1 protein-coding gene is annotated in these 414 nt (G+C 65.0%); it reads right to left on the bottom strand.

The annotated features are described in order from the left end of the window. The coding region (locus AC5ZGW_RS47245; protein WP_496114286.1) for an ABC transporter permease family protein at positions 1-340 on the bottom strand (340 nt) is incomplete at its 3' end. Between the last annotated feature and the right edge of the window lie 74 nt (positions 341-414).

A 414-nucleotide genomic window follows, 5' to 3' on the forward strand; every position in this document is an offset into this window, starting at 1 on the left:
GCGCCGCGAGCGTCAGGATCGCCGGCCACGAAATCCGCGTCCAGGAGACGGCGAAAGCGGCAGGAATTCCGAACAGCAGCCCGAGCGCGGTCGAGCCGACGGTGACAATGAGGCTGTTCAGCGCATAGCTGAGGAACGGCGTGGTCTTCGTCAGCTCGACGTAGTTGTCGAGCGTCGGCGTGAATATCAGCGTCGGCGGATAGGCCGTGACCTCAAAGGACGGCTTGAACGAGGACAGCACCATCCAGACCGTCGGCGCCATGATGAGCACGCCGGCCAGCACGAGCTGCAGGGTGTTGAGCCAACGGATCCAGCGGTCGGTAGTGGCTGCGTCGGTCATGAGGTCACCAGGCAACTGCGCCGCGCAGGCGGTTGAAGGCGAGCACGGCACCGAACACGATCGCCGTCAGCGTC

It is taken from the genome of Bradyrhizobium sp. Crot121 (assembly GCF_059512385.1).